Genomic DNA, 23,652 nt, shown 5'->3' on the forward strand with positions numbered 1-23,652 from the left:
TTCCGGCCTTGTCAAAGAAGCAGCCCGAAGAGATACACACCGTAACGGCCTAACACCGCGAGACTTCGCCCGTCCGCGCCCCATGAACACGAGTGCAGCGGCCCCTCGGTGCGCACCAGCGCCACGGTGTGGTGCCTGGCGATGTCCCAGATTCGCACGGTGCAGTCCAGGCCGACAGTCGCCAACCACGCCCCGTCGGGCGTGACGGCCACCGCCGTCACACGCTCGGTGTGGCCGCGAAGCGTGGCACGGCACGTTTTGGACACAAGATCCCATACCTGCACAGAGCAGTCTGCGGACGCAGTGGCGAGCCAGGCCCCGTCGGGTGCCACCGCCGCTGCCGTGATGTGCTCGGCGCGGCGTGGCAGGCTCGCAAGCTGTGATCCTGATGTCAGGTCCCAGAACTGCACGGAGCAGTCCTCGCTGGCAGTCGCCACCCAGGAACCGTCCGGTGCGATGGCTATCAGCTGGAGTGGCCCCATGTAGCGGGTGAGGACGGCGGTGCAGGTTGCGGACCCCACGTCCCAGATCCGTACCGAGCCGTCACGGCCGGCGGTAGCCAGTCGCGCCGCATCCGGCGTGATGATCACTGAGCACACTGCCCTGACGTGGCCGGTCAGCACTGCCAGGCAGGTGCCGGACCGTGGATCCCAGATTCTCACCGTGCGGTCGTCACCGACCGTGGCGAGTCGTGCTCCGTCAGGTGTGGCCGCTACAGATCGCAGTTGCCGGGTGTGCCCCGTGAGCGTGGCCGTCCGGGTCCTTGACGCTGCGTCCCAGATCCGTACCGAACCGTCGTAGCCGCCCGTGGCGACCCGAGCTCCGTTCGGCAGAGCGGACAGCAGCCAGACCGCTCTGGAGTAGCCGGAGAAGGTCCGTTGCACCACAGAGGCGGGATGGTCGGGAGGGACCCACCGGTTGGTCAGAAGGGGATGCTGGGAAGCGTCCTGTTCACGCGCGGTGACCTGATCGTCCCAGTGCGGGTGGGGTTTGAGGCGGCTGTACAGGGTGCCGATAAGCGCACGCGGGGGCTCCGTGGGGCTGAGGAGGTGGGCCGCCTGGGCGAGTGTCAGAGCGGCCGCGCGAGCCCCAGGGGTATCGATACGGGCGAGGTCACTCCAAGGCGCGGTGGGGCCGCGCTGAGCCAGTCGGGTTTCGACCCAGCGCAGGTCACCGGTCACGGCTTCCGCCCGGGTTGTGCGGCGGGCGGCGAGAAGATGCTCGATGAGATGGTCGAGCAGGTAGCCCTCTTGGAGGCGCCACCAGGCCCATTGAGGGTCCGGTGCAGTCGATGCCAGCGGTGCGGCTACCGGCAGCGTGGCAGCGATCGCGCCCACCAGACGGCCGTGCAGGACAGTGAGTCGAGCATCGCCGAGTCGGCCACGCAGGTAGTCACGGATGACGTCGTGCAGGCGGATGCGGCCGCCATCATGGGCCTTGAGCATCAGGAGCGACAGGCGTTCCATGGCACGGCACAGCGCGCGCGTCTGTCCTTCGGTGAGTCCGCCCGTGTCGCGCCACAGAAGAGCGACCAGGTTCAAAGGGATGGCTTCGTCCTCAGCGAAGACGGCGAGTTCGGCGAAGCGGACGGCGCCGTCCGGAGGCAGCAGGGTAATGGCTGCTTCGATCGAAGCCTGGACCGCTTGGCTGCGGCGCTGCGGGTCGCCCAGTTCCCAGGCTCCTGCCGGCTCGTCTACGGCAGCCGGCCCCAGCACGCGCAACTGCTGCAGGATGCTCCGCGCAGCAGCCGCGGGGGCAGCGCCGGTTGCCACCTGCTCAGCGATCAGTCGGTTGGTCAGATGCAGCAGCAGTACCCACCGGCCGGTGATCTCCAAGAGGGGATCGATGATTTCGGCAGGCAGCGACGGCAGTTCCCAAGCCAACACCGCACGGGCCTGGTCGGGGGACATCTCGTCGACTTTGATCGATTGGGCGCCGGGCGGCAGCAGGTTGGGGTTGCGCGTGGTGACCAAGCGAACGCAACGACGACCGCCGTGGAGGAACGGGGACAGCTGCTCGTCCTCCCAGACGTCATCGAGCACCAGGAGGATGCGAGGCCGCTGGTTGAGCAAGCGGCCCAGATGGGCGCCGGCCAGTTCCGGATCGTCGAACTCGGTCGTGTCGCCCGTGATGTACCGGGTGACCTCCGCGATCTTCGCCGCGATGGCTGCTCGGCCGCGAACATCCCGGCCGATGGTGACGAAGTAGATGCGGGAACGAAAGCGCCGCCGAACTCGCTTGTGAGCGCACACCGCGGTGGCCAGCGTCGTCTTGCCGAATCCACCGGCGCCCCATAAGGACGTGGTGATTCCCACCGTGTGGCCGGCGCGGCAGACCGCCGCCACTGCGTCGAGGGTCTCCGAGCGAGCCACGAACCATCCCTGCACGACCGCCGCCTGTGGGGGCGGGGGATCGTCGCGGCCGGCGGATGGGCGGCCCTGCTGCCACGTGGTCACAGCAACGACGGCAACAGAGAGAAGCAGCAGCACAGTGACCGATTGCCACGAGTCCCGGCGCAGCTTGTCCAACGGGCCGGGCCACCGTTGGTCGGCAGTTGCCGCGTTACTGGCCAGCGATAACAGCGCCGGCAGGACGACGCTCGCACAGACGAGCACCGTCAGTCCCATGCGTCCCCGCACTCACACTCCCCGTGAACAACTGCGCAGCCATGAGACAGTACCGGTCCCTCCCTTGCCGGGCTGGTCGAATGCCGCAGCTACTGAACTCAAGGTGTGGGCCAGATCCTTCCGGCCCAATCGCGGGGGCGACGCGGACGGCAACGCGGCAGCATCTCCGGCGGTTGCGTCGAGGGCGCCGTCCACGACCTGTGCCGACAGGTGCTGCGCCACCGTGGCGCGCCGCAACGCACCCGGTGCGGCGACTCCGACGACGACGCCTTCGCCGTCGGCCTGACCTGCGGTGGCGAACGCGACGTCCTCGTCCAGCGCATCGATCAGCTCGCCCGGCTGCGCTCCCCGATCGGCCTCGGCCTCGGCGCCCGCACGCCGCAGGAGACCGCGGTGTCCATCACCGCGGAGATCATCGCCCACGCCCACCTGGGCACGGGTCTGCCCCTGTCACAGGCCACGGGACCGATTCACCGGCCGCTCCCACTCCTGGACTCCGGCCACGGCCGCCTGAGGGAGGAGGCGGCAGATCCCGGCCGACCGCCGACGTGGCGCCACGGGAACGCAGCGCCTGTACAGGCGGCGGTCTCATAGACGCGAAAGAGGTTCCGGCGCATCCGGAGTGAGCAGCTCATCGGCTGCCGCGGGCCATGATCAGCGGAGGGAGGACGAGGGTGTCATGTTCTGGTCGGCGGCCCAGGAAGCGAGGATACGCAGCCGCTCACGGGTGGGAGAACCGGGGACGGCGGTCCAGACGGTCAGGTGCTGGTCGGGGTCGGTGTTGGCGGTGAGGGTGTCCCAGTCCAGCACGAGTTCTCCGACGACCGGATGGTTGAGGGTCTTCGTGCCCACCGTCCGGGCGGCGACGTGGTGATCGCTCCACCATTGGGCGAACTGCTCGTCACGCGTGGACAGTTCACCGACCAGCTCGATCAGTCGGGGGTCCTCGGGATACTTCGCCGTCTCCATCCGCACCTGCGCCACCGCGATCCGCGCCGAGCCCTCCCAGTCGGCGTACAGGCTGCGCATCGCCGGATCGGTGAAGATGAGCCGCGGGTAGTTGCGGTGCTTCTCCGGAATGCGGGAGAAGTCCGTGACCAGCGCGGCCGCCAGCGCGTTCCAGGCCAGGATGTCCCCGCGCCGTCCCTGCACGATGGCCGGGGTGGCGGTCAGGTCGTCCAGCACGCGCTGGAGCTGCGGTTGGACCTTCTGCCTGCCGTGACGCCGGGTGCGGTCGGTGGTCTTGCCCGCCAGCTGGAACAGATAGCCCCGCTCGTCGTCGTCCAGGTGGAGTACGCGGGCGATGGTGTCCAGCACGGGAGCGGACGCCTGCATACGGCCCTGCTCGAGCCGGGTGTAGTAGTCGGTGCTGATCGAGGCGAGCTGGGCCACTTCCTCGCGGCGCAGTCCGGCCACCCGGCGGGGCCCGCCGGTCTCCGGCAGTCCTACCGTGCGCGGGCTGAGCTCGGAGCGGCGCTTCTTCAGGAATTCGCCGAGCTCACTGAGGGGGACGTTGCTGGTCATGCTTCCCATTCTGACGAGGCCGGCAGGTTCTGGTCGGCGGCCCAGGAAGCAAGAATGCGCAGCTGATCGTGGGCTGGGGAGCCCGGGGCGGCGGTCCAGACCGTCATGTACTGGTCGGGGTCGGTGCTGGCGGTGAGGGTGTCGCAGTCGAGGGTGACCTCGCCCATGACCGGATGGAGCAAGGTCTTCGTGCCCACGGTGCGGGCGGCGACGCGGTGGTCGCCCCACCACTGGGCGAACTGCTGGTCCCGCATGGAGAGTTCACCCACGAGCGCGATCAGTCGGGGGTCCTCGGGGTACTTCGCCGCCTCCATCCGCAGCTGCGCCACCGTCACCTGCGCGGCCGTCTGCCAGTCGGCGTACAGCCGGCGCACCGCAGGGTCGACGAACAGAAGCCGGGGGTAGTTGCGGTGCTTCTCCGGGACACGGGAGAAATCCGTGACCAGCGCCGCAGCCAGCGCATTCCACGCCAGGATGTCCCCGCGTCGCCCCTGGATCATGGCCGGGACGGTGGTGAGATCCTCCAGCACCCGCTGCAGTGGCGGTTGGACCTTCTGCACGCCGCGGCGTCGCGTGCGGCCGGTGGTTCTTCCCGCCAGCTGGAACAGATAGCCCCGCTCGTCGTCGTCCAGGTGGAGTACGCGGGCGATGGTGTCCAGCACGGGAGCGGACGCCTGCATCCGACCTTGCTCGAGCCGGGTGTAGTAGTCGGTGCTGATGGAGGCGAGCTGGGCGACCTCCTCGCGGCGCAGTCCTTCGACCCGGCGGGGCCGGCCGGTCGCCGGAAGCCCGACCGTGCGCGGGCTCAGCTGTGCCCGGCGCTTCTTGAGAAATTCTCCCAGTTCGTTCAGGTTGACATTCCTGCTGGTCATGCTTCCCAGCATGACATCGATCGCACCTGGACAAGGGGGGAGGATTTCCTCCCCGGATGTGCCTCTCCCCGGATAGATTCCTCCGCTTTTCGTGCCCACCCGCACGTGTGAGGCTCGATCGTGAGCAGCCGTTCCTGACTCCGGCTGCGGCTCACCACCCTCGTACCGAAGGAAGCACCATCATGCGCGGAGCAGTCATTCACGCCCCCGGCGACGTGCGCTTCGAGGAACTGGACGATCCGAGGATCAACCGGCCGACGGACGCCGTCATCCGAACGGTCGCCACCTGCGTATGCGGTTCGGATCTGTGGCCCTACCGGGGCGCGGAGCCGGTGGACGGGCCCCATCCGATGGGGCACGAATACGTCGGCATCGTCGAGGAGGTCGGCAGCGAGGTCACCCACGTCAAGCCCGGCCAGTTCGTGGTCGGCTCCTTCGCCACCTCGGACAACACATGTGCGAACTGCCGTAACGGCTGGCAGTCCAGCTGTCTGAACCGGGAGTTCATGAGCACCTGCCAGGCCGACTACATCCGCATCCCCAACGCCCACGGCACCCTGGTCGCCACCGACGAACACCCGTCCGGCGATCTCGTGCCCAGCCTGCTCGCCGTCTCCGACGTGATGGGCACCGGCTGGTACGCCGCCGTCGCCGCCGAGGTCGAGCCCGGCTCCACCGCCGTCGTCGTCGGCGACGGAGCGGTCGGCCTGTGCGGGGTCATCGCGGCCAAGGAACTCGGCGCGGAGCGGATCATCGCCATGAGCCGTCACGAGTCGCGCCAGAAGCTGGCCGTGGAGTTCGGTGCCACCGACATCGTCAGCGAACGCGGGGAGGAGGGCGTCGCCCGCATCAAGGACCTCACCGGCGGCATCGGCGCCGACTCGGTCCTGGAGTGCGTCGGCACGGCCGAGTCCATGCGGCAGGCCCTGCACTGCGCCCGCCCCGGAGGCAACGTCGGCTTCGTCGGCGTCCCGCACGAGGTGTCGATCGAAGGGCAGGAACTGTTCTTCTCGCAGGTCGCCCTGCGCGGCGGCCCCGCCCCCGTGCGCCGCTTCCTGCCCGACCTGATCGACCGGGTCCTGTCCGGCCGGATCCAGCCGGGCAAGGTCTTCGACCTCACTCTGCCCCTGGACCAGGTCGCCGAGGGCTACAGGGCGATGGACGAGCGCCGCGCCGTCAAGACCCTCCTGAAGCCCTGACCGCAAACCGTCCCGCCCCCGGGCCGGGCCTTCGCAGCCCGGCCCGGCACGGCCCCGGCCACCAAGGACTCACCGTGACCACCTTCGCCCTCATAGGCGCCGGCCCCGGCCTCGGGCTCGCCACCGCCCGCCGCTTCGCGACCGCCGGCCACACCGTCGCGCTCATCGCCCGCGACCCCCGGCACCTGGACAGCCTGACGGCCGAACTGGCCCGCGACGGCATCAAGGCCCGCGGCTTCGCCGCCGACGTCCTCGACACCGAATCCCTCGACGCCGCCCTGAACGCGGCCGGAACCTCACTGGGGCCCATCGAGATCCTCCAGTACAGCCCCGTGCCCCGCGCCGACTTCATGAAGCCGGTCCTCGACACCGGCGCCGACGACCTCGACGCGCCCCTCGCCTTCTCCGTCAGGGGTCCCGTCACGGCCGTGAACGCCGTCCTGCCCGGCATGCGCGAACTCGGCCGAGGCACCCTGCTGTTCGTGAACGGCCTCAGCGCCGTACGCCCCAACCCGAAAGTGGCCGGCACCTCGATCGCCTTCGCCGCCGAAAGCGCGTACGCCCGCATGCTCCACGACGCGCTCGCCCCGAAGAACATCCATGCCGCGCAGCTGATCGTCCCCGGAGCCATCCGGCCCGACGCCGAGCACAGCAGCCCCGAGGCCCTGGCCCAGCGCCTCTACGACATCCACCGCGAGCGCGACGGCTTCCGCCACTACTCCGAGCCCCTCGCCGACTGACCCCCTGGACACCACCCCGTGATCCCGGCCGCCGTTCCCGCCCTCGCCCGTACCGTCACGGCCGCCGCCCTGCTGATGGCCGTCACCGCCTGCACCGAAGACTCACCACGCTCGCCGTCTTCGTCCCGGTCCTCGTCGCCGAGTCCACCTGAACGGACGACGAGTCCCGCGCCCACCACAACCCCCGGCAGGTCCACCGCCATGAAGATCCGGATCAGCATCGACGGCACCCCGGTCGACGCCACCCTGAACAGCAGCGCCGCCGCCCAGGACTTCGCCGCGCACCTCCCTCTCACTCTCAGACTGACCGACTTCCACCAGAACGAGAAGATCGCCGACCTGCCGCGTCGGCTGTCCACCTCGGGCGCCCCCAGCGGAGTCCACCCCCGTACCGGTGACCTCGCGTTCTACGTGCCCTGGGGGAACCTCGCCCTCTACTACCGCGACGGCTCACCCAGCCCCGGCACCGACCTGATCATTCTGGGTCACATGCCCGAGAGCGCCACCGAGCCGCTCGCCGAGAACGACGAGGTCAGCGTCACCATCGAAGACGCCTCCTGAACTTCCCGGCAGTGAGGCGGCGCTCCTTTCCACCGCGACGGCTTCCCCCAGCGCCTGCCCCCCATCGCCCGCCCCCCATCGCCGCATCCCGCTATCCCCCTGTTCCGCTATCCCCCTGTTCCGCCATCCCGCTGTTCCGCTCAAGGAGTGACCACACGTATGCCTTCCGCATCCGGGACCACCCTCGGCAAGCTGCCCTTCGTCGTCTGGGTGCTCGCCGCCGGCACGTTCCTGATGGGCACCACTGAGTTCGTCATCGCCGGACTGCTGCCCGAACTGTCCACCGGCCTCGGTGTGAGCACCTCTCAGGCCGGTCTGCTGATCACCGCCTTCGCCGTCGGCATGATCGTCGGGGCGCCGACCATGGCCATGGCCACCCTGCGCCTGCCCCAGCGCCAGACGCTCATCCTGGCTTTGTCCGTCTTCAGCCTCGGTCATGTGGTGGCGGCCCTCAGCACCTCCTTCACCGTCGTCCTCGCGGCCCGGGTCGTCACCGCGCTGGCGACCGGAGCGTTCTGGTCCGTCGGGTTCGTCGTCGCCACCACCGCCGCGGGCCCACAGAAGGCCACCCGCGCAACCGGTGTCATGATCGGCGGCCTGACCCTGGCGAACGTCGTCGGCGTGCCCATCGGCTCCCTCGCCGGCCAGTTCGTGGGCTGGCGTGGCCCGTTCTGGACCCTGGCCGCCCTTTCCGCCCTCGCCGCCGTCTTCATCGGCCGCTTCATCCCCACCCAGGAACAGCGCGCGACCGTCTCGCTGCGCGCCGAGTTCGGCGCCCTGCGCCAGGGTCGGCTGTGGCTGGCGCTGGGCGCTGCCATGCTGATCATGGGCGGCGTCCTGGCGACGTACTCCTACGTCACCCCGCTGCTGACCGGCCGCGCGGGGACCCCGGCAGGCGCCGTGCCGTTCGTCCTCATCGCCTTCGGCATCGGCGCCCTGGGCGGCACCACCACCGGCGGACGCCTGGGTGAGCGGCGTCCGATGGTCACGACCATCACCGCCGCCGCGGCCACCGCACTGGTCCTGTTCCTGATGATCCCGCTGTCCGCCAACGCCGTCACGGCCACCATCCTCGTCTTCCTCATGGGGCTGACCGGATTCACCGTGAACCCCGTCGTCACCGCGCTCGCCATGCGCTTCGCCGGAGACACCCCCACCCTCACGTCCGCGTTGACCACCTCCGCCTTCAACGTCGGCGTGGCCGGCGGATCCTTCGTCGCGGGTACGGCCCTGGATTCCTCCCTCGGCCTGACGGGCCCGCCCCTGGTCGGCACGGTCATCGCGGTACTCACCCTGCTCCCGCTGACCGCCCTCGCAGTCCGCGGCACCTCCGGCGGGAGCCGAATCGTGGCCCAGCGCACTGCCTCCACCCGCGCGCCTGGTGACGTACCCGCACAGGCGCCGTCCTCTCGCTGACCGCAGGTCCTGCGCCGCGGTTACATCCATGTCGCTCGGGCAGCGACAGAGCATGAACCGGGTGGGGCCCGGGTATACGGGTGTGGTTGGCCGGGGAAGGACCGTGACCTGGGGAGGTCGGGCGTGTCCTTTCCCGGCCCCTCGCTTCCCTCGAGGGAACGGGGCGACGAGGGCGTTCACGGGAAGAGTCTCGCCGGGCATGAACTTCGCAGGGGCCCGGCGTACCGACTTCACGGTCGACGGCCGGCGATCAAGGGTGCAGCCACGGGGGAGGCCTGCGATCCGCGCGATGAGCGAGGCCCGCGGCGATGTCGGCATCCGCGACCTCGATCAGCCGGTCGACCCGCTCGGGACGGCAGGGCGGCATGGGCAGCCAGTCCGCACAGGACGTGGTTCACAGAGGGGATCCTGCCTGTGCTGTGACCGAAATGGCTCCCGGTTTTCGCCGTCACCGCGTTGTCGGCGACGCCTGGGCAGGTGCTGAGGGCCGTATGTGGCCAAGCCCCGCCACACAGAGCGCGCGGTCACATCACCGCTTCCACGGCCTCCCGTCGTGCGTACCGTGGCCGGAGGACCTGCCAGAGTGTGGATGAGCACGCACCGCGAATGAGCCCCCGCCCCGTCGGCCCCGGCCGCCGCTGCCCAGCCGCTCGCGCGACTGTGTGCCGACCGCCGTGCCGGCATGTGGGTGCCGGCCTTCGCGGGACTGGGCGAAGGCCCTGGGGGACTGCCGCCACAGCTTGCCCTACGGTCGAACGGCGAGGGTTGCTGGCGCATGGGCCGGAAAGTCCCCGGGGACCGGCGTTCGGCCCCGGTCCGCGCGATGCGGCAGCGCGGGGCCGATCAGGCCCGGTCGCGGCTCCACATGCGCCGGGAAGGGGATTGGGGTACTCCTCGAAGGAGGGAAGTATCGCGCTCGGCATATCGGCGGCTTGCGGAACACGCCCGCCATCGGACTTGGCGAGGAGCGCGACGAAGCCGGGACGCTCGTTCGCCCTCATCGACCGTCGTATCCCGCGTCGCAACCAGATGGAGGCACCGCCATGCAATCGGTCGTCACTGTGGGCCTCGACGGCTCACCCGCGAGTCTTGCCGCCGCCCGCTGGGCCGCCGACGAGGCCGACAAGCGCAGGCTCACGCTGCGCCTGCTGCACGCGTGGCCCCTGCTCACGCCGGAACCCGCCCACGCTCCCGCCGAGGTCGATCAGAACTACTGGTCGAAGCGTCTCGTGCACACGGCGAGGGCCGAGCTGCAGTCCCGCCACCCAGGCCTGACCGTGGTCGGGAGCCTGGTAGCCGACGACGCCCAGGAGGCTCTCCTCCACGCGGCGTCGGAATCCGAGATGACGGTGCTCGGCTCACGGGCGATGGAATTCGTCGCGAGCTATTTCCTGGGCGATGTCAGCCTGCCGGTCGTGGCACGGGCCGAACGGCCGGTGGTACTCGTTCGCGCCGCCTCGGGCGCGGACGAGGGATCGGTCTCAGCGCCCGACGAACGGGTGGTGGTGGCTCTGAAACTGAACGGATCCGGCGACGATCTGCTCGACTTTGCGTTCCACACCGCCGCAGCCAGGGATGTTCCGCTGCTGGCCGTGCACGGCCGAAGCGTGCCGCTGCACGCCCGCGTGCCTTGGGGGGTGGACCACGATGCGGCCGAGGAGATGACACGGGACGCGCGGCAGGAGATGAGCAAGGTGCTCCGTCCCTGGCGTGAGAAGTACCCGCAGGTGCACGTGGCCGACAGCATCCGACTCACGAGCCCCGCCAAGGCCGTCGTGCAGGCCGCCGAAGGTGCCGCGCTGCTCGTCGTCGGCCGGCGCGGGCACCGACATGGTGCGGGACCCCGGCTGGATGCGGTCGCCCACGCCGCCCTCCATCACGGACGCTGCCCCGTCGCTGTCGTCCCCCATGACTGAGCTCGCCCCCCAGGGGCGGCATCCCTCGCGAGCGGAGGTGTCCGAGACCCATACCGCGATCGTGTTCTTCGCCGGGGACCGCGCCTACAAGGTCAAGAAGCCGGTGGGCGGTCTATCTGGGGCCGGGTGAATTCGGCGTACAGGAAGGGGCCGTCCTGAACGACGTCCGGCGGGCTCGTCCTGGATGCGTCGGCTACAGGTCAAGGACCGCGCGGAGGGCGTTGTCGACGAGCTCCTGCTGCTCGGGGCCGATGTTGCCGTGGGGAGTGCCGGTTTCGAAGCGGATGGCGGAGAGCTGGAGGAGGTTGATAGCTACGAGGGAGGCGTCGACCGGAGTGCTCAGATGCACACTCATCGCCGTGTCGGGGTGCTGGGCCGGAGCGTGGAGCACCACGGCGACGACAGCGTTATAGGCCTCGGCGAGGCCGTCGAGACTAACGACGAGAACAGTGCGGGTGCCCTTGCCCGTGTCGACGTCCCAGACGTCACCCTTGCGGATGATCACAGTGCATCGCCCTCGCCCGCGAGGTCGAGGGGCGCGATGGAGGCGAGCTTGCGCGCGGCGTCGATCGTCATCTGCCGACGCACGGCGCGCACGATGTATTCGTTCAGGGACGGGGCGTCGGCGGCCGCGGCGCGCAGTGTTTTGTCCATGGCATCAGGGATCCGCAGAGTGATGGCAGTCATGACACCAAATGTAGTGGCACCTGTGCCGCCATGGAAGCGATCACAAGAATGCCGCCGTGTCCGTCGGTGATCAGGTGGTGTTTGGAGCCGGCCCGCCCCAGGTCGACTGGCGACGGGCCCGGGCCCGTCTGAGCCCCCTTTTAGCGCCCTGACGTGGCTGGAGTCGACGACCGCTCTCGACCGGTCGACCCTGGCAGCGGCCCACGTCCACACCCAGTGGTGCTCGCCCACCCCCCCCTCCAGCCGGCCGGACGGGAAATCCGCACCGAGCCGACCCCTGTTGGTCACTGAGGGGACAGCCACCCTAGGCCGGGAGGAAGAAGCCGGTGATGTCGGCGAGGCGGCCGTCCTCCTGGTGGCGGGCGGTGCTGATGCCGGTGGACGCGGTCTCGCCCTGCTCACCGAGTTGGGTCCAGCGGGCGAGGGAGCGGTCGTGGTGCTCCAGTACCTCGTCGATGCGGAACCGGTGGCCGGGGAAGGCTGCGGCGAAGCCGGTCATGTAGGCGGCGAGTTCGGTCAGGCTGCCGACCTCGGCTCCGGGGTCGCGGTAGGCGACGCCGTCCACCGCGACCGCGCCCAGGGCGGCGAGTCGGTCGGCGGGGTCGGCCGACCAGCAGGCGGCGTAGTCGTTCCAGAGACGCTGGGTGTCACTCATGGTCGGTCCTGCTTTCGGGGGTTCCTCAGGGAGCCGATCGACGCCATTGCGCCGTCGGTGACGTTGTGCAGTGTGGTGCGGGGCAGGCCGGCCCGGACGAACACCAACAGGCCCTGGTAGAGGGCGAGCAGGTGGGTGGCCGTGGTCTTGACGTCGAGGTCCGGCGGCGTGTCGCCGCTGCGTCGGGCACGCGTCAGCGCGTCGGCGAAGCCGCCCTCGATCACTGCCAGGCCGTGGTGCACGCCGGCGGCGGTCTTGGGGAGGGTGAAGGACTCGACGGCGGTGTTGGTGAGCAAGCAGCCAGGGTCGGGCTCGGCGCCGGTTTCGATCGCCGAGGTGAAGAACGAGCGAATGCCGACCAGGGGGTCCGCCGACTCCAACAGATGGACCCGCACCCGGTCCTGGACCACCTGCTCGTTGTAGGCCTCCAGAGCGGCGTGGAACAGGCCGTCCTTGCTCTGGAAGGTCCGGTACAGGCTCCCCGGGTGCAGTCCGGTGGCCTCCTCGATGTCCCGCAGCGACGCGCCGAGGTACCCCCGGCGACGGAAGAGCTGCATGGCCGAGGCCAGCACCTCACCTTGATCCCAAAGCTGTCTGCGCCCCATCCGGGCCTCCGTAGTTGAACGATCGCTCACAAAATAGCACGGCCCACTGGCTTGTGTGGCCGCCCGGCCGCCGGTGGCCGCTCTGCGGGCGCACGGGAGAGATCGTTAGGGCGTACTGACGAGCAGGATTCGTCTTGCTGCCGATGCCCTGGAAGCAGGGGTTGGGCGCGTGTGGTGTCCGGGAGCGCTGTGCGGGTCGGCCGGGCTGGCGGCTAAGGGACGGATGTGGGTGTGTTCGGGCGGGGTGACGGCGCATGTCTGGTTCCCCGACCGGCCTGTCAGGGCGCGACAGGCGCCGGGGGAGGGACTCCCCTGGAAGACATGTCTCGACAGCGCATGGCGCGCTCACTTCGCTCCGCCGCGGTCCTGGGCCTGGTCGCGGCCCTGGCCGCCATCGCGAGGAACTCCTCGCCGTCGTGGACGGAGCCGCGGCGCCCGTGGCGGTCATCGAATCACCGGGCTCCTGACGGCCGCGGGTCGCTCGGCATCTGGGCACGGGTCGGCCGCTGTCCGGCGGGGAAGTGCTCCGGCCTGGAAGTCATCAGTGAGTAGCTCTGGCGTCGGACACTGCAGCTCTCCTGCGCTCGCTGAAGACAAAGATTGGTTCACCCGGCCCGCACAAGCCACCCGAAGCCTTTCAGTCGGCGATGCCGTCGAAGGCGATGACTTTGTCGTGTGGACGGAGCCTCTCCCTGTTCACCCGCCGCACCCGGCAGCACACCGTCCGAAATCCAGCACGGGCGTCTCCATCCGATCCCGGCACGATCCCAGCGCGGTAGGGATGAGCAGGGGTGATGACGGGTGACGAGGGGTCAGCCAGGGGCGGAAGCACGCCTGTGACGCCGCCGCAACCCGGGCCTGCGGCCGAACCAGCGTGGCCGCCATGTGGACCGCCGACATTGCTGACGAGCCCAGGACGCCTCTGACGTCCGCGCTCGGAACGCCGCCCGCACGGGGCACCTGCAGCACCTGCACCCGCCCCTGCGCCTGCGCCGCTGGTTCTCGGTCTCACTGCGGCTGAGCAGTAGATCTCGCAGCAAGCCCGGAGCATTTACAGGTCACCTGAGTTTGCGGCGCTGAGGGGTGCTCATGCTGCCGGTGAGTTCGCGCAGATTATTCGATTCAGCCGATGGCTGATCGGCTCGGGGTCGATCACCAGCGGTTCCAGCACTGGTGGTCAACCGGGTTGAACCGGCCGGGCCCGGTGGCGGTCACACCCCTGTCGGCCCCAAGGAATCAGACGTTGCAAGCGGTCTTGACGCCTGCCCTGCGGTGCGGTGCCATGGCCTCAACGAGGGAGGGGCCGTGGCACCCGATGGGTACAGTGACGCCGTGGACCGTGCTGGTGAGGGTGGCGGTGACCGGCCGGACAGCTCACCGGATCCGCACCGTCCGGGACCTGCGGACAGCTTCTGGGTGGGGATGCTCGTCCTGATCGCGGTGGTACTCCTCCTGACCGTCCTCGTGGCCCACATGGACTGGAGTCCTGGAGACCCGACCAACAACATGCCGCCCTACAAGTGACATTTCCGCCGCCGGCCTGAGCCGATGTCGCGACGGTGTCGCCACAGCCGCTGGCTGAGGAAGCGCAGGGCAGACGGGATACGTCGACGCCCGACGGGGAGACAAGCACGTGCAGCCTCTGGTGGTCGCGCTTCTCTTGGTCGAAAACCCGTCTACCAGGACTTCACCACGTTGTCAGGTCAACGGCGCGGCTGCCGCGGCAAGTTGGGCCTCACGGGTGGGGTGGTCGGTGGCGTCCCGAGCGAAGTGGCGAAGGGCCGTGAACTGGGCCCTGGTCCGATTCAGCCAGGAGCTGTTCGTCGGGGTGCAGGCGATCTCGACGTTGTTCGTCTCGGCCCGGTCCGACGACGCGTCGGCACCGCTCGGTGGTCAGGTGCGGCGAATAATTTCCACACACGATCGAGAATGCGCTTCTCGGTCGGATGCAGGGACCGCAGGGAGCGGCGGAACTCCGGGAACCTGCTGCGGTCTTGGTCCTGATGTGGCCGTGGAGCTGGTCGTTGCCCAGGTCGTGGGCTGGTCTGCTCGCTCGTCTACGGCGCGGTGAAGAGCATCGGGAAGCGCAGGCCCAGCCACGGTTTGCGGCCCCAGACGACGACCTTGGCGCGGGCCATGGTGGTGGGGGTGGTCCAGCGGCCCAGGGCGAGGAGCAGGAAGGCGACGGGGGCGATGGCTATCGTGCAGTCGGGACGCCGCGGTGCGGTGTCGGTGACCGTGGGCACTCCGTCCGCGAAGGTGACGGCGAAGCGGTCGCGGCCGATCCGCAGCAGATAGCACGCATGGTGGCCGGCCGCGCCGGCGTTCACTGCACGCGGCATGGCCAGTCGCATGAAGGGCAGAGTGAACCCGACCACTTCCCGGGTGACCATGTGGGGCCCGCGCAGCGCGACCGCGATGTCGTATCCGTGCCCGAGCAGGTGCGTGAGCAGGTACGAGCCCAGGGTGGGCATGTCCATCGGCCCCATCGGCGTCAGCACCGCCTCCCGCGGACTGCGGCCGGCCGAGGCCGCGACGAAGTCCCGGGCGCTGTCCGCGATCTCCGTGCCGAGGACCGCAGGATCCCGCTGAGGGAAGACGGCCAGAGCCGCACGGTTGGCCGCCGCGAGACCGCTCGGCGTCCCATCGCCGTAGGGGCGGTCTTCGCCCGCCCCGATGTCCGCCATCAGCTTCCCCGCCAGCGCGAGGTGCGCCGCCGCCTCTCCCACCGTCCACTCTGCGCCCGGCAGTGGCGTGTGTGGGTCGGCCCCTGCCTTGAGCAGCTCCGCGATCCGGTCGGCAGTGGCGACAATGGCGTCCTCGGGTGTCATGAACGCGATCGTGTCCGCGCTCGGACTTGCTGTCCAGTGCCCTGTCGGCCCTTCTTCCCACCTGTACCTGAAGGAGCACTCATCGGGGGTGCGGCGTTCATGGTCGGGTTCTGGCAGCGAAGGGGCCGTCTCGGTCAGCAACCCCCTGGGCGCGAAGGGTGCCTTGGCGATGCGATCACGCGGGGGTTCCGTGCCGGTGCACTGGAAGTCGATCGCCCAGGCCGCTGGGCGAGAACCGCCGCCCCCGCCCGTGTCGGCGAGGGCGTCCTGTGAAAGTACTGGTCACAGCCACTCGTTGATGACTGCCTGCCAGCCGGGTCCGACCCGCGTCTCCGGGAGGGCGATGACCCCGGCGTTGTCGATGACGAAGTCCGGGGCCCGGCCGGCTTCAGCAGGGGGAAACCGACCGGCGTTCCCCGGGCATGGCGTCCTTCGTTGTGTTCCGCGTCACCCTGCCGGACGGCAGCCAGGACGCCCCTTAGGGCTACTGGCTCACCACCTCCCGTGCCTACCCGGACTCGGCGGGCTGGACGGACAGGAGCAGAGGGAAGTTGCCGAACTGCGCGAGAGGGAACGCGACCTGAACCGCCGCGATCCTCCCGCACGCCTTCTGAAACGTCATCGCCGGACCCGAACGGCTCGATGACCGCTCCCCACTCGATTACGCCCTCGCACGCGAGGACCGCGAGGGTCAGGAGGCGGCGTAGCCGTGGCGCAGACGCCACCCGAGCCGGAGCCGCCACCGTTCACCGTGATCCCCTCGACGGCCGGGAGTTCTCTGGCTGCAACGGTGTGGTGCGAGGTGAAGTTCGATGGCTGGTGCAGCTCAGCGCTGGTGTCGTCGACAGCAGCGGAGGCGACACGTGTGGTGCCATCGCCGGATCGAGCGAACCGGGTCAGGGCGACCAGGCGGTGCACGTCGGCGTCTGGTCGGTCCAGATCCCGAGGCTCAGACCCGGCGAACGTTCGTGGTCAACGCACCGGCCGACCTAAAGGAACTCGCTCCGGTAGGCCGACGCCAACTCGACGGCCCGGTGGCGGCGTTGGGCGAGTTCGTCGTCCGACAGCTGTGGGGGCCGTGCGTCCCTGCCGGCGACGACGTCACCGATGCGCGTGAAGTACTCGTCCTGGCCGGCGGGGGTGCACATGCACAGCATGCGGGCCGGCGCACCCGATGCGTTGCGGAAGTTGTGCGGTGCGTTGGCCGGGATGTTGATCGTGGACCCGGCCCGTACGGTGTGCTCTTCGCCGCGGAAGGTGAACTCGATCTCGCCTTCGAGGATCGTGAACATCTCCTCGAAGTCGTGCCGGTGCGGCGGCGGGCCGCCGCCGTCGGGGACGTGCATGTCGATCAGGCAGTATCGGCCGTCGGTCTGCTCGCCGGTGACCAGCATGCCGTAGGTGTTGCCCACCAGTGAGATGTACGTCGTGGCGGGATCGTCGGGGTTCGCCACGGTCAGCGAGCGGGACGGATCGTCGTCGGGGATCATCGTGGTCGCCTCCTTCACAGGTCAGTCGGGTGGGCGTCAGGCGCCGGGCGTGACGACGACCTTGCCGCTGGGCAGTGCGCTCGCGGCAGCGTCGGCGTGCAGGGCCGGCAGCTCGGCCAGCGGCACCCGCCGGGCGACCTCGACGCGCAGCTCGCCGCCGTCGATCAGCTCCACCAGGTGCGACAGCTGCTCCGCGTCGCTGCGGACGAACACGTCGATGGCGCGTACGCCGCGCTCCTCGTCGGTGGGTGCGGGCATCCACACGGTGGTGTTCACCAGGACACCGCCGGGGCGGATCAGACCGAGGAGCGCGGCCAGTTGTGCGGGTTCGACCGGCGCGAGGTTGAGTACTGCGTCGACGGGCTGGCTCACCGTCGCGACGACGTCGGCGGTCGTGTGGTCGATGACCTCGTCCGCGCCCGCGTCCGTGACGCGCCGGCTGCTGCGCGGACCGGCCGTGGCGATCACGCGGGCGCCGGCCTGCTTGGCCAACTGCACGGCGTAGCCGCCGACCGCTCCGCCCGCGCCGTTGATCAGCACGCGCTGCCCGGCGGTCAGCTTGGCGTGCTCGAACAGCGCCTGCCATGCGGTCAGGCCCACCAGCGGCAGCGCGGCCGCGTCGGACAGCGCGACGCTCTTGGGCGCTGGCGTCAGGGCCTCAGCCGGTGCCAGGACGTACTCCGCGGCGGCGCCGGGTGCCGCCATCGGCAGAAAGCCGATGACCTGGTCCCCGGCCTGGATACCGGTCACGCCCTCGCCGAGCGCGTCGACCGTGCCGGCGACGTCGATGCCGGGAGTGTGCGGCAGTGTCACCGGGATCGGTCCCTGCATGAAACCGGCGCGAATGTTGGCGTCGACCGGGTTGAACGATGTGGCCGCAACACGGACCCGCACCTGCCCGGCGCCCGGGTTCGGCTGTTCCACGTCCTCGTAGCGCAGGACGTCGGCATTGCCGTACTGGTGGAAGCGCACTGCCTTCATAGTTCTTCTCACTTTCGCCCGCGGGGTCGCGGTCGCCCTGCGCCGCGCGCGAGGTGCAAGACGCAAGACACGGTGGCTGCGGCGCCGGGCACGGCCGGCAGGCGGTAGATCGTTGTGGAGGTTGAAGCGTCACCAAGCGTAGGAACAGGCGTACGTGGAACGGGTGTACCTTCGCGACACGGAATGGGATTCCGGCGACATCCTCATGAGGGCGGAGGGCACATGACGAGCAGGCCGAGTTTTCGTGGCCCGGCCAGCAAGGTGGGCACGTTCACCGTCGACGCCGACTCCACCGGCACCGGTCGTGGAACGTGGGAGCCGTTCATCGACACCTGGAACGACCGTATGGGAGACCTGTACCCGCTGCCGGAATTCAGCGCTTCCACGGTCGACGGCTTTCAGGGAACGATGCGCTCGGTGGCTCTGGAAGACACCGCCGTCAACGAGCTCTGGGCATCCTCACCCGTGAGCACCCGGGCAGTCGGGACGTACGAGCACGATGAGATCAGGTTGTACGTCGGGTTGCGCGGCGCGGTGGCCCTGCAGGACCCGCACGATCAGGGCAGTGACGCGTACGTCTCGGTCGGCACCTACTTCATGCACCACGTCGTGACGGAGAATCACTTCCACACCACGCCCGTCATCGGCACCCGTATCTTCATCTTTCCCGGCGACGCCCTGCGGCCCCTGGTCGCCGGGAAACCGCGCACCGGCCAGGCCACCTCGCCCGCGGCGCAGATCCTCATGGCGCACACCAGCATGGTGCAGCGGACGGTGATCGACCTCAGCCCGGCGGGCGCGCACGCGTCCCGAAACGCCCTGCTCGAACTCTCCAAAGGGCTGATCCTCGACCACTTCGACGACCGCGAGCCCGCCTTCACCCCGGCGCTGGCGCAGGCGGCCAAGGACCTGGCAGATGCCCGGCTCACCGACGCCGAGTTGTCACCGGCCACGGTCGCCGCGCAACTGCACGTCTCCGTCCGGACCCTGCAGCGGGCCTTCGCGAGTCTGGACGAGTCGTTCAGCGCCTACATCCGCCGCCGACGCCTGGAGGAAGCGGCCGAGGCACTCACCGCCTCCGGGTCACGGCTCACCGTCTCCGAGGCCGCCGCGCGTTGGCATTTCACTGACAGCAGCCACTTCATCCGCGCTTTCAAGAAGCAATACCACGCCACACCAGCGCAATTCGCACGCCGCCTGACGTAACGCCTCACCCGGCGCCGCGCGGAGCGGCCTTGGACATGCCCGCGATGCTATCCACCATGTGCTCCGCTGTGACCACGGCTGCTGCCGAGACTGCGGGGCCCAGTGCCTGCCCATCGCCCATCGCCCACCGAGCGCGAGCGGCTCGTGGCCGTCACGGCGCAGAGCCGTGCCGGTACGCCGCTTCGGCTTCGAAGCACGCCCGCGCTGGCGGGGAACTACACTCCCCACGACCCTTTTGACCACGCCGGATAGCGAAACGCTGCTGGAGTATTAGGCTATGCGCCGGTCGGGCCCAGGCGCAGGGTCTCAGGGGGCGGGGAACTGGATGTCCGTAGAACGTCACATAGCGGGGCTGCTCCGGCAGATTGCCCGTCAGCAGGACATCGTTGAGATCGCCCCCCAGGGCTCGACGCTGAAGGCGGCGGCCCTGGCGCACGTGGCGGAGCAGTACGGCTACACGTACGGGCTGGCCTACAGGACCGGGTTCAAGAACTCGCTCGTGCAGGTCCGGATGTACCGGGACCCGCGGCTCGAGGCGCGCGTCCGCGAGGCGGCCACCATCACCGCCCACCCGCAGGCGGGCAACGGCGGGACAGTGCCGGGGCTGGAGCAGGGCTCGCTGAAGCCGCTCTCCGAAGCGGTCGGTGCCGTGGCCGTGCTGAAGGACCTCATCACCTTCGACGTCATGGCCCAGTACGTCGCCGACCGGACCCAGAAGGTGCTGGGCTACCTCGCCTGCGCGGTCCTGACCGTCCTCCTGCTCATCGACAGGTCGCCGGTCGAAGCGGTCGCCTCCGGCGGAGCGGTCGCGCTGCTCTTCACCGTGGCGTTCAAGGTGGGCGCGATCCGCCGCGGCAAGATCGCACAGCGGCTGACGGACGCCGGGTTCCTCGCGGTACGCGACGAACAGGGCGCCCAGCGGTTCCTGCGCCCGGGACAGCAGTTGCCCGGCCACACCAACCCGTTCACCGCCTGAGACCCTGCCTGCGGCGCAGGCAGGACTGAGCCGTGTCTCTGCGACCGCGCGGGTGATGGTGGAGCGGTCGACGCCGAACAGCAGTTCCTCGACCGTGCCGCACCACGGAGTCCCGGTACTTCCACGGCTGCTACTCGCTGGGCTGAACCCCACCGGCCCGGACGCGACCGGTTCCGCACCGGCCCCCGTCCCCTCCAGGTTCAGCAGCTGTACGGCGCTGCGCCCCAGTTGCTCCACCAGCGCACCCGGCAGCCAGCCGCCCGCCACCAGCCGGGCCGCGCCCTGCGGGGACGGCAGACGGGATGGGAGCTGAGGTGAGTGGTGGGTGGGTGTCCGAGCGGGGCGCGGGCGATGTTCAGCCGGCTGTCGGGTCCGGGCCAGGGGTTCGCGGCGGGCGCTCGCTCTGTGGCAGACCGTCGACGACCAGGTCGTAGGAGTGCTCGACCGCATCGTTGATCAGCCGCTGCGTGATGCCCGGCCCGGGCCCCAGCGAGATCCAGTGCCTCTTGTCGAGATAGCGGCCCGGGGCGATCGAGGCGTAGCCGCGCTCCAGTGCCCGCGCGTGCTCGGGCTCGCACTTGACCGTGATGATCTGTTCGTCCGGGTCGTCGGTGACGATCAGGAACACCTTGTCCGCGACCTTGTACACGTCGAGTTCGGGGGTGAAGGGGCGGCCGTGGCTGACGTCGGGGAGGGCGAGGGCCGCCTTACGGGCGGTGTCCTGGAGGCGGTCACCGGCCCCGCTCACCGAGCCGCCTGCGTGCTGGTGCCGTAGGTGTGCGGGTCGACGGGTCGCTCGGCCTTGGGCAGATGGGCGACGACGAGCAGGTAGGAGTCGGTGACGAGTTCCCTGGCGAGCTGCTTGTCGATGCCTGTCCCGCCCTCCAGCGTGATCCAGTGCTTCTTGTTCATGTGGTAGCCGGGGGTGATGTGGCTGTTGCTCTCCCGGAGAGCGTGGGCCTCGCCGGGGTCCGCCTTGAGGATCACGACGGGGCGCCCGGGGACCTCGGTCATCAGCATGAACACCTTGCCTCGTACCTTGAAGACCTCCCAGTCCGGACCGAAGGGATGCTCCAACTGCGCTCCGGGCAGTTCCTCCGCGCACTCGGCGGCGAACTTCTGCAGGGTCGATCCGTTCATGAGTGTTTCCTTTCCCAGGTGGTGGCGGGCCGGGCGTCGGCCACGGACGGCACGCACCATCCTTTTCCCTGAAGCGGGCGAAACGGCGGTAAGGTGCGGACACGTGATGGTCGACAGGCGACACCCCGGGCGTTCTGCCGGACACCGCGGGCAGGCGGCGGTTCCGCTGTACGGTTTCCAGCCCCCGGTCGGCACTCCGTACGGCCTTGAGGTGAGCACCCTCGAGGACTTCTTCGCCGAGCACGACGACTGGCCGTGGAATCCGCCCCTTCCGGGCCGCGCCACCTTCCACTACCTGATCCTCGTCACCGAGGGCGAGCTGCTCCACGATGTCGACCACGTCACGCGGACCGTCGCCTGCGGCCAGTGGCTGTGGGTGCGTCCCGGGCACGCGCAGTGCTGGCATCCTCCGGGCGCCGCCCGCGGCTTGTTCATCCTGTTCGAGCCGGACGTGCTGACGTCCGACGCCGCCCGCCTGCTGGCCCCGCTCACCGCGCACGAGGCCCCTGCCGTCCTCAGCCCGCACCCCGATGACGCGTCCTGGCTGAGGCAGACGGCGCTCCAACTCCTGGACGAGCACCGTGCACTGGGGCGCCGCCGGCTCGACGTCCACCACGCACTGCGGCGCAGTCTGCTCGAATCGCTGCTGCTGCGCCTCGCCAATTCCCCGGATGTCACCTCCACCGGCGCGTCGGCGGGCGGCACGGGCCGCAGCGTCACGTACGCACGGTTCGCGGACGCCCTTGAGCTGCACTTCCGGGAACTGCACCGGGCTGCGGACTATGCCGGGCTGCTGGGCTGTTCGGTCCGGACCCTCAGCCGCGCGGCCCGGGACGCCACCGGCAAGGGGGTGCGTGAGGTCATCGACGAGCGGCGGCTGCTCGAAGCCCGGCGTCTGCTGGGAGGCGGCGGTTGGGACGCCCGGGCGGTGGCCGTCCATCTCGGGTTCACCGATCCCGCGAACTTCGGCCGCTTCTTCCGTGGCCACACCGGTCTCACCCCGGCCGCCTTCGCGGCCCGCGAAGCCGGGACCGGCAGGTGAGGGGGGCACGGCGCGATCCCGCATCCCCGCGGCCGCCACGGCCTTGATCGCGTCCGGAGCGGGGGCAGGGCCGGGGCCGGCCGCCTCCTTGGACAGCTTGCTCACCGGCCGGGGGTGCGTCACCTCGGATCCTCGGATCCCCGGTCAGGACGCGGTCGCTCCTGTCGCGGTCTGGGCGAACGCCCAGTTGGAGTGCACGATGCGCCACTCGTCGTCGATCAGCCGGTATGCCTCGGTGGCGTTCCAGGCGCGCAGCTGCCGCTCGTTGCCGTTGTCGTCGAGCACGTAGGTGTTCAGGTTGTAGGCCAGGAGGGCGAAGTCACCACCGTCGCTGACGTGCACGACGGGGTTGAGGTACTCGTTGCGCACGATGTGCGGGTCGGAGTAGATCGCCTCGATGTGGGCGACGGTCGCGTCACGGCCGACGACCAGGTCCTTCTCGATGGGGTCGAAGTAGCTGATCTCCTCGGCGTAGTTGTCGAGGTAGCCGCGGTTGTCGCCGACGCTCCACCGCTCGTTGAAGGACTTCTCCAGTTCCAGAACGGTCTCGCTGATTTCTTCCTTGTTGACGCCCATCGCAGTCTCCTCGTCGTGCGTGCCGCCGCCAGTCGGCTCCGACCGGCGTGGAATGGATGTGCTTCTCAGTCGTCGAGCGTCACCATGTGCGTGCCCGGCGTCGTGCCGGCCCCGACGTCGGTCTGGGCATCGCGAACCTGCTCCAGCTGCGGCAGACCTTCGCGACCGGGGCCTGGGCCCAACTCGCCCCTTTGGGTGGTGACCTCGGGCTCGTTGACGCCGAAAGCCTTCACCTTGACGCGCACCCCTCCAGGCTGCTGCTCGGTATCGGCACCGTGGTGACCTGAAGGGCATGGAGGCCGTCGGGCTGCGGGACGACGAGCGCTCGCCTCGTCGCAGGGGCGGTGCCGGCGGAGGCCGCGCGCTTGTCCATGCCAGTTCCTTGCTTGTCGTGTACGGCCCGCTGCGTCGCCGTTCGCCTGCTGCGGCCCCGGGGCTGGATGGTCGCCGCAGCACCTCTCGATCTTCTGTGGACATCCGGCGAATCGCTCAGTCGGTTGCGGACAGCTGGTGGTCGATGGGGGACATCGGGCGAAGGCCCCGTGATCGCAGGGCTTCCCTGGGCCCCTCATCCCGGCTGGGGAAGCGCTGAGCGCCCGCCCCGTCAC

At 69.7% G+C, this 23,652-nt stretch carries 24 protein-coding genes and 3 pseudogenes; 12 read left to right on the forward strand and 15 right to left on the reverse strand.

The genetic code is table 11. From position 1 onward, the window contains the following. Nucleotides 1–11: 11 nt before the first annotated feature. Nucleotides 12–2,627: an NB-ARC domain-containing protein gene (locus tag QF030_RS39265; protein ID WP_307167338.1), complete on the reverse strand. Its 2,616-nt coding sequence runs from the start codon at nucleotides 2,625–2,627 to the stop codon at nucleotides 12–14. Nucleotides 2,628–2,732: 105 nt separating this feature from the next. Here QF030_RS39265 and QF030_RS40800 point away from each other — a divergent pair. Both QF030_RS40800 and QF030_RS40805 read left to right on the forward strand, forming a co-directional pair. Further along, nucleotides 2,733–2,843: pseudogene (locus tag QF030_RS40800) on the forward strand (XdhC family protein); the annotation flags it as partial. Nucleotides 2,844–2,951: 108 nt separating this feature from the next. Then, a pseudogene (locus tag QF030_RS40805) lies at nucleotides 2,952–3,221 on the forward strand (XdhC family protein); the annotation flags it as partial. A gap of 60 nt (nucleotides 3,222–3,281) precedes the next feature. Here QF030_RS40805 and QF030_RS39275 read toward each other — a convergent pair. Together QF030_RS39275 and QF030_RS39280 are read right to left on the reverse strand one after the other, a co-directional pair. After that, the gene (locus QF030_RS39275; protein ID WP_307167339.1) at nucleotides 3,282–4,151 is read right to left on the reverse strand and encodes a helix-turn-helix domain-containing protein; all 870 of its coding nucleotides are present in this window, start codon (nucleotides 4,149–4,151) and stop codon (nucleotides 3,282–3,284) included. Continuing rightward, on the reverse strand, nucleotides 4,148–5,035 hold the full coding sequence (locus QF030_RS39280) for a helix-turn-helix domain-containing protein (RefSeq protein ID WP_307167340.1): 888 nt from the start codon (nucleotides 5,033–5,035) through the stop codon (nucleotides 4,148–4,150). The genes QF030_RS39275 and QF030_RS39280 overlap by 4 nt, the downstream gene beginning before the upstream one ends. Nucleotides 5,036–5,205: 170 nt before the next feature. On the opposite strand from QF030_RS39280, the gene QF030_RS39285 reads away from it, so the two are divergent. The 6 genes from QF030_RS39285 (at nucleotide 5,206) to QF030_RS39310 (ending at nucleotide 10,985) form a co-directional block, all read left to right on the forward strand. Beyond that, the gene (locus QF030_RS39285) at nucleotides 5,206–6,222 is read left to right on the forward strand and encodes a zinc-dependent alcohol dehydrogenase family protein (protein WP_307167341.1); all 1,017 of its coding nucleotides are present in this window, start codon (nucleotides 5,206–5,208) and stop codon (nucleotides 6,220–6,222) included. A gap of 74 nt (nucleotides 6,223–6,296) precedes the next feature. Continuing rightward, complete coding sequence (locus tag QF030_RS39290; RefSeq protein WP_307167342.1) at nucleotides 6,297–6,962, forward strand: SDR family NAD(P)-dependent oxidoreductase; 666 nt, start codon at nucleotides 6,297–6,299, stop codon at nucleotides 6,960–6,962. A gap of 201 nt (nucleotides 6,963–7,163) precedes the next feature. Beyond that, entirely contained in the window at nucleotides 7,164–7,523 is a 360-nt protein-coding gene (locus QF030_RS39295) for a cyclophilin-like fold protein (RefSeq protein WP_307167343.1), read from the forward strand. Between the two features lie 159 nt (nucleotides 7,524–7,682). Further along, on the forward strand, nucleotides 7,683–8,939 hold the full coding sequence (locus QF030_RS39300; protein WP_307167344.1) for an MFS transporter: 1,257 nt from the start codon (nucleotides 7,683–7,685) through the stop codon (nucleotides 8,937–8,939). A 1,043-nt stretch (nucleotides 8,940–9,982) separates the two neighbouring features. Beyond that, a complete protein-coding gene (locus QF030_RS39305; RefSeq protein WP_307167846.1) occupies nucleotides 9,983–10,855 on the forward strand; it encodes a universal stress protein in 873 nt (290 codons plus the stop codon). Further along, the gene (locus QF030_RS39310; protein ID WP_307167345.1) at nucleotides 10,848–10,985 is read left to right on the forward strand and encodes a hypothetical protein; all 138 of its coding nucleotides are present in this window, start codon (nucleotides 10,848–10,850) and stop codon (nucleotides 10,983–10,985) included. The genes QF030_RS39305 and QF030_RS39310 overlap by 8 nt, the downstream gene beginning before the upstream one ends. Nucleotides 10,986–11,048: 63 nt before the next feature. Here the strand turns inward: QF030_RS39310 and QF030_RS39315 are convergent, their stop codons facing one another. The 5 genes and pseudogenes from QF030_RS39315 to QF030_RS39335 all read right to left on the reverse strand — a co-directional run bounded on the left by QF030_RS39315 (nucleotide 11,049) and on the right by QF030_RS39335 (nucleotide 12,754). Next, nucleotides 11,049–11,360: a hypothetical protein gene (locus QF030_RS39315; RefSeq protein ID WP_307167346.1), complete on the reverse strand. Its 312-nt coding sequence runs from the start codon at nucleotides 11,358–11,360 to the stop codon at nucleotides 11,049–11,051. Next, nucleotides 11,357–11,542, reverse strand: coding sequence for a hypothetical protein (locus QF030_RS39320; RefSeq protein ID WP_307167347.1), 186 nt, complete (start codon nucleotides 11,540–11,542; stop codon nucleotides 11,357–11,359). Before QF030_RS39320 ends, QF030_RS39315 begins: the two co-directional genes overlap by 4 nt. A gap of 38 nt (nucleotides 11,543–11,580) precedes the next feature. Beyond that, a pseudogene (locus QF030_RS39325) lies at nucleotides 11,581–11,743 on the reverse strand (IS5/IS1182 family transposase); the annotation flags it as partial. 103 nt (nucleotides 11,744–11,846) lie between these two features. Beyond that, a complete protein-coding gene (locus QF030_RS39330; RefSeq protein WP_307167348.1) occupies nucleotides 11,847–12,197 on the reverse strand; it encodes a nuclear transport factor 2 family protein in 351 nt (116 codons plus the stop codon). Further along, a complete protein-coding gene (locus QF030_RS39335; RefSeq protein WP_307167349.1) occupies nucleotides 12,194–12,754 on the reverse strand; it encodes a TetR/AcrR family transcriptional regulator in 561 nt (186 codons plus the stop codon). Before QF030_RS39335 ends, QF030_RS39330 begins: the two co-directional genes overlap by 4 nt. A 1,380-nt stretch (nucleotides 12,755–14,134) precedes the next feature. Between QF030_RS39335 and QF030_RS39340 the strand changes: the two genes are divergently transcribed. After that, entirely contained in the window at nucleotides 14,135–14,326 is a 192-nt protein-coding gene (locus QF030_RS39340; protein WP_307167350.1) for a hypothetical protein, read from the forward strand. 533 nt (nucleotides 14,327–14,859) lie between these two features. On the opposite strand, the gene QF030_RS39345 is transcribed toward QF030_RS39340, so the two are convergent. From QF030_RS39345 to QF030_RS39355, 3 genes are all read right to left on the reverse strand, one after another. After that, on the reverse strand, nucleotides 14,860–15,633 hold the full coding sequence (locus QF030_RS39345) for a maleylpyruvate isomerase family mycothiol-dependent enzyme (RefSeq protein WP_307167351.1): 774 nt from the start codon (nucleotides 15,631–15,633) through the stop codon (nucleotides 14,860–14,862). A gap of 989 nt (nucleotides 15,634–16,622) precedes the next feature. After that, on the reverse strand, nucleotides 16,623–17,123 hold the full coding sequence (locus tag QF030_RS39350; RefSeq protein WP_307167352.1) for a cupin domain-containing protein: 501 nt from the start codon (nucleotides 17,121–17,123) through the stop codon (nucleotides 16,623–16,625). 36 nt (nucleotides 17,124–17,159) lie between these two features. Beyond that, nucleotides 17,160–18,104 (reverse strand): NADP-dependent oxidoreductase, encoded by a 945-nt coding sequence (locus tag QF030_RS39355; RefSeq protein WP_307167353.1) that lies wholly within the window; start codon nucleotides 18,102–18,104, stop codon nucleotides 17,160–17,162. A gap of 222 nt (nucleotides 18,105–18,326) precedes the next feature. Here QF030_RS39355 and QF030_RS39360 point away from each other — a divergent pair, with 222 nt between their 5' ends. Together QF030_RS39360 and QF030_RS39365 are read left to right on the forward strand one after the other, a co-directional pair. Next, a complete protein-coding gene (locus tag QF030_RS39360) occupies nucleotides 18,327–19,310 on the forward strand; it encodes a helix-turn-helix domain-containing protein (protein ID WP_307167354.1) in 984 nt (327 codons plus the stop codon). Between the two features lie 325 nt (nucleotides 19,311–19,635). Next, nucleotides 19,636–20,286, forward strand: a complete 651-nt coding sequence (locus QF030_RS39365; RefSeq protein ID WP_307167355.1) for a hypothetical protein — start codon at nucleotides 19,636–19,638, stop codon at nucleotides 20,284–20,286. Between the two features lie 355 nt (nucleotides 20,287–20,641). Here the strand turns inward: QF030_RS39365 and QF030_RS39370 are convergent, their stop codons facing one another. Together QF030_RS39370 and QF030_RS39375 are read right to left on the reverse strand one after the other, a co-directional pair. After that, nucleotides 20,642–21,034, reverse strand: coding sequence for an MmcQ/YjbR family DNA-binding protein (locus QF030_RS39370; RefSeq protein ID WP_307167356.1), 393 nt, complete (start codon nucleotides 21,032–21,034; stop codon nucleotides 20,642–20,644). After that, nucleotides 21,031–21,426, reverse strand: a complete 396-nt coding sequence (locus QF030_RS39375) for an MmcQ/YjbR family DNA-binding protein (protein WP_307167357.1) — start codon at nucleotides 21,424–21,426, stop codon at nucleotides 21,031–21,033. Before QF030_RS39375 ends, QF030_RS39370 begins: the two co-directional genes overlap by 4 nt. Before the next feature lie 211 nt (nucleotides 21,427–21,637). On the opposite strand from QF030_RS39375, the gene QF030_RS39380 reads away from it, so the two are divergent. After that, complete coding sequence (locus QF030_RS39380) at nucleotides 21,638–22,468, forward strand: helix-turn-helix domain-containing protein (RefSeq protein ID WP_307167358.1); 831 nt, start codon at nucleotides 21,638–21,640, stop codon at nucleotides 22,466–22,468. A gap of 144 nt (nucleotides 22,469–22,612) precedes the next feature. Here QF030_RS39380 and QF030_RS39385 read toward each other — a convergent pair whose 3' ends face one another. Together QF030_RS39385 and QF030_RS39390 are read right to left on the reverse strand one after the other, a co-directional pair. Then, nucleotides 22,613–23,044, reverse strand: coding sequence for a YybH family protein (locus QF030_RS39385; RefSeq protein WP_307167359.1), 432 nt, complete (start codon nucleotides 23,042–23,044; stop codon nucleotides 22,613–22,615). 65 nt (nucleotides 23,045–23,109) lie between these two features. After that, a complete protein-coding gene (locus QF030_RS39390) occupies nucleotides 23,110–23,289 on the reverse strand; it encodes a hypothetical protein (RefSeq protein ID WP_307167360.1) in 180 nt (59 codons plus the stop codon). Nucleotides 23,290–23,652 lie beyond the last annotated feature (363 nt).

Origin of the sequence: Streptomyces rishiriensis, from assembly GCF_030815485.1 — a bacterium.
Taxonomy (GTDB): domain Bacteria; phylum Actinomycetota; class Actinomycetes; order Streptomycetales; family Streptomycetaceae; genus Streptomyces; species Streptomyces rishiriensis_A.

Coding starts and splice junctions, on each gene's coding strand:
- QF030_RS39385 (WP_307167359.1), bottom strand. CDS start 23,044: ATGGGCGTCAACAAGGAAGAAATCAGCGAGACCGTTCTGGAACTGGAG.
- QF030_RS39285 (WP_307167341.1), top strand. CDS start 5,206: ATGCGCGGAGCAGTCATTCACGCCCCCGGCGACGTGCGCTTCGAGGAA.
- QF030_RS39345 (WP_307167351.1), bottom strand. CDS start 15,633: ATGACACCCGAGGACGCCATTGTCGCCACTGCCGACCGGATCGCGGAG.
- QF030_RS39300 (WP_307167344.1), top strand. CDS start 7,683: ATGCCTTCCGCATCCGGGACCACCCTCGGCAAGCTGCCCTTCGTCGTC.
- QF030_RS39295 (WP_307167343.1), top strand. CDS start 7,164: ATGAAGATCCGGATCAGCATCGACGGCACCCCGGTCGACGCCACCCTG.
- QF030_RS39280 (WP_307167340.1), bottom strand. CDS start 5,035: ATGCTGGGAAGCATGACCAGCAGGAATGTCAACCTGAACGAACTGGGA.
- QF030_RS39335 (WP_307167349.1), bottom strand. CDS start 12,754: ATGCAGCTCTTCCGTCGCCGGGGGTACCTCGGCGCGTCGCTGCGGGAC.
- QF030_RS39265 (WP_307167338.1), bottom strand. CDS start 2,627: ATGGGACTGACGGTGCTCGTCTGTGCGAGCGTCGTCCTGCCGGCGCTG.
- QF030_RS39320 (WP_307167347.1), bottom strand. CDS start 11,542: ATGACTGCCATCACTCTGCGGATCCCTGATGCCATGGACAAAACACTG.
- QF030_RS39305 (WP_307167846.1), top strand. CDS start 9,983: ATGCAATCGGTCGTCACTGTGGGCCTCGACGGCTCACCCGCGAGTCTT.
- QF030_RS39360 (WP_307167354.1), top strand. CDS start 18,327: ATGACGAGCAGGCCGAGTTTTCGTGGCCCGGCCAGCAAGGTGGGCACG.
- QF030_RS39275 (WP_307167339.1), bottom strand. CDS start 4,151: ATGACCAGCAACGTCCCCCTCAGTGAGCTCGGCGAATTCCTGAAGAAG.
- QF030_RS39375 (WP_307167357.1), bottom strand. CDS start 21,426: ATGAACGGATCGACCCTGCAGAAGTTCGCCGCCGAGTGCGCGGAGGAA.
- QF030_RS39350 (WP_307167352.1), bottom strand. CDS start 17,123: ATGATCCCCGACGACGATCCGTCCCGCTCGCTGACCGTGGCGAACCCC.
- QF030_RS39310 (WP_307167345.1), top strand. CDS start 10,848: ATGACTGAGCTCGCCCCCCAGGGGCGGCATCCCTCGCGAGCGGAGGTG.
- QF030_RS39355 (WP_307167353.1), bottom strand. CDS start 18,104: ATGAAGGCAGTGCGCTTCCACCAGTACGGCAATGCCGACGTCCTGCGC.
- QF030_RS39330 (WP_307167348.1), bottom strand. CDS start 12,197: ATGAGTGACACCCAGCGTCTCTGGAACGACTACGCCGCCTGCTGGTCG.
- QF030_RS39365 (WP_307167355.1), top strand. CDS start 19,636: ATGTCCGTAGAACGTCACATAGCGGGGCTGCTCCGGCAGATTGCCCGT.